This is a genomic window from Neobacillus drentensis, assembly GCF_036962765.1.
In the GTDB taxonomy this organism is placed as follows: domain Bacteria; phylum Bacillota; class Bacilli; order Bacillales; family Cytobacillaceae; genus Neobacillus; species Neobacillus drentensis_C.
Genome location: NZ_JBALOS010000226.1, coordinates 8,336 through 11,001 on the forward strand (window position 1 = coordinate 8,336; position 2,666 = coordinate 11,001).

2 protein-coding genes and 2 pseudogenes are annotated in these 2,666 nt (G+C 37.9%); 1 reads left to right on the top strand and 3 read right to left on the bottom strand.

Annotated features, from left to right (window positions below; all coding sequences use genetic code 11):
* From V7137_RS24005 to V7137_RS24015, 3 genes and pseudogenes are all read right to left on the bottom strand, one after another.
* Positions 1-301, bottom strand: a pseudogene (locus V7137_RS24005) (hypothetical protein); the annotation flags it as partial.
* A 253-nt stretch (positions 302-554) separates the two neighbouring features.
* Entirely contained in the window at positions 555-1,136 is a 582-nt protein-coding gene (clpP, locus tag V7137_RS24010; RefSeq protein WP_335700401.1) for an ATP-dependent Clp endopeptidase proteolytic subunit ClpP, read from the bottom strand.
* Between the two features lie 27 nt (positions 1,137-1,163).
* A complete protein-coding gene (locus V7137_RS24015) occupies positions 1,164-1,886 on the bottom strand; it encodes a sigma-70 family RNA polymerase sigma factor (RefSeq protein ID WP_335700402.1) in 723 nt (240 codons plus the stop codon).
* A 369-nt stretch (positions 1,887-2,255) separates the two neighbouring features.
* On the opposite strand from V7137_RS24015, the pseudogene V7137_RS24020 reads away from it, so the two are divergent.
* Positions 2,256-2,666: pseudogene (locus V7137_RS24020) on the top strand (hypothetical protein); the annotation flags it as partial.

The following is a 2,666-nucleotide window of genomic DNA, read 5'->3' on the forward strand; positions in this document are numbered from 1 at the left end:
GAACTTCGAAATCTTGTGCAGAAAAAGCTGGCCAGTTGTCTAAGCATTCTCCACTACAATTACTTTTTCCAGATTGGTCTTTAGTAAAATAATACAATGCCATTCCTTTTGAATCCGCTAAGTATTTTCCTACCTTTTCATTCTCTAATAATTGTAACCTATCATTTTTACTCACTTGGTCGGTGGCGGAGGATTCACTTTTTGGTTTATTCTCTTTAGTAACCTCCTTTATCCCATTATTGCAAGCTGCTAACAAAATGATAAATAAGAAAACAGAAAAGAAATAAACATATTTTTTCATTAAAGTTCCTCCCTTAATATTGTCTACACTAAAGGAAACGGACAATGTCTTCATACGGTTTGATGAAAAAGATTTTTTTAGTCCGGAACTTTAAATGGTTTGCCTTTACTTATCCTTAACACCGTAAAAAATTCACAATTTAATTTTTCCCTATAAAAAAATGCGACACATAGAATTGATGCTTCTATTGTGTCGCATTTTTTTTAGATAAATTTAGTGGTATTCATTTCTATACCACCCGTTCCCCTAAAACTTATTTTGGATAGAGAATCTCATCAATTATCCCATACTCTTTCGCTTCTTCGGCACTCATGAAGTAATCTCGATCCGTATCCTTTGCGACCTTTTCAATCGGCTGTCCTGTCCGTTCAGAAATAATTTGATTGATGTGCTCTCTTAATTTTAAGATTCTTCGTGCAGAAATTTCGATTTCTGTTGCCTGACCTTTCGCCCCTCCTAATGGCTGGTGAATCATAATTTCACTATTTGGTAACGCGTAACGTTTTCCCTTTTTCCCAGCAAGAAGTAGCATCGCCCCAAATGAAGCTGCCATTCCTGTGCAGATCGTCCTGACGTCGGGCTGAATGTATTGCATAGTGTCAAAAATGGCAAAACCTGCTGTCGTCAACCCTCCAGGGCTATTTATATAAAGCGAAATTTCTTTATCCGGTGCGTCTGCTGCTAAAAATAATAATTGGGCGACGACACTATTGGCCGTATGCTCGTTAATTTCTTCTCCAATGATAATAATTCGGTCCTTTAACAAACGGGAATAGATATCGTAGGAACGTTCTCCCCGATTAGATTGTTCGATTACATATGGAATGGTACTCATTCCAATCCCTCCTTGAAAGCCATTTGGCTATGCAGCCATACAGAGAGTGCTTGAAGGAGAGAAAGTTGGCTTGGTACGCAATTTACCCGAAACGACTTTAGAAACGCTGCTCATACATGTTAGTGCAGGAAGCGATTGAATGAGGATGGTTGGATCTTGATTTTTCAATGCATCATAAAACAGGTCTGATAGCTGCTCCTTTTCTTCCTCATTCCAAAACAATTCAACTGAATGGAGTGGCCTCTCTTCCTTAGCTTTTTCCAGTCGCTTTTTCGCGCGATGAAGATTGGACTTCACAGCCATTTCTGTAGAATCCAATATCGTGGCGATTTCCTTCAGCTGATATTGAAAACCCTCTTTTAGCAAAAAGATAATCGCTTGGTTGGGTGTAAAGTTTTTGAGCAGTAACTCAACCGATTCCCGTGTTACATCCAGTGGAGTCATATGTGTATGCATGGCATATTCGGGATCGGCCTCAACTGTTTCATTTTTTCTTTTTCGAAGCATATCGACCCAATGATTATAGGCAATCTTATTTAGCAATGCCGTTGTCATTCTCTGGTGTTGATTCTCATATTTTAACGCCTTTATATAAGTCTCCTGGGCAATATCGTCTCCATCCCATCTACTGCTGGTAAGAAAGTGACAATATCGTCGAAGTTTTGGATAATTTTGAATCCAAAAATCCTCCCCAATCCTCATTTCGTGCTCTATACTTTCTAAGCTGTCATGACTAAGCTTGTGTGACATTGATTTCACTCCTTTTGCACTCTCTGCCCTTTAAACGTTTTAAGATGGATGAAAAGATACGGGGGCAATAAATTTTCTTTTGTTAGAGTTACTTTATGTTGTTGCTCTTTAATATTAACTTGACCATTTTAGAAATCAAAAGAAAAACATTAAAAACGTGGTTTTATAATTATGCCTGTTATATAGGTCAAAATTTCTAAAGACAACTCGGGTCCACCATACTAATTATCCTATAAATCTAGCAAATATCATCCAAATCTCTATTACTTAATTCCTCTTTTTTACATTCGTATTTATTTCTATATTCGAAATAATCAGATAATGATATTATTTTCCTGTACTTAAATAGAGTTAAGGGGGTTTGATTTTTTGAGGCAAATTAAAAGGTCTCTCATCTTTTTGGTAAGTTTATTATTTTTAACAGTGTCAACAACCGCTTATGCAGAAAAACCCGGTTTACTAGAGTTTCCTCAACCAGTTGATTCTGAATCCTGGGTTCTGCCTCGTGATATGGCATGGAGTGATTACCGCCCCGTTCCTGGAATTGATTGGCAGACATCAGATATTAAGCCGGAAAGAGTTATTAAGGGTGCCTTAATTATTGTCGACTTCCAAGACAGAGAGTTCATTTTAAGCCAGCCAGAGGGATCAGAAATTGCCGGTAACCCGATTGGCACTGGGAATATTCCGCGCGATCAGATACCAAAGTTTTGGGAAGACTTCCTCAATAAACCTTCAGCATTGAACAACTATCGTACCGTAAATGAGTATTGGCGAGAG

Excerpts from the sequence above, each read along its gene's own strand:
- clpP (WP_335700401.1), bottom strand. The coding sequence starts at position 1,136 with ATGAGTACCATTCCATATGTAATCGAACAATCTAATCGGGGAGAACGT.
- V7137_RS24015 (WP_335700402.1), bottom strand. The coding sequence starts at position 1,886 with ATGTCACACAAGCTTAGTCATGACAGCTTAGAAAGTATAGAGCACGAA.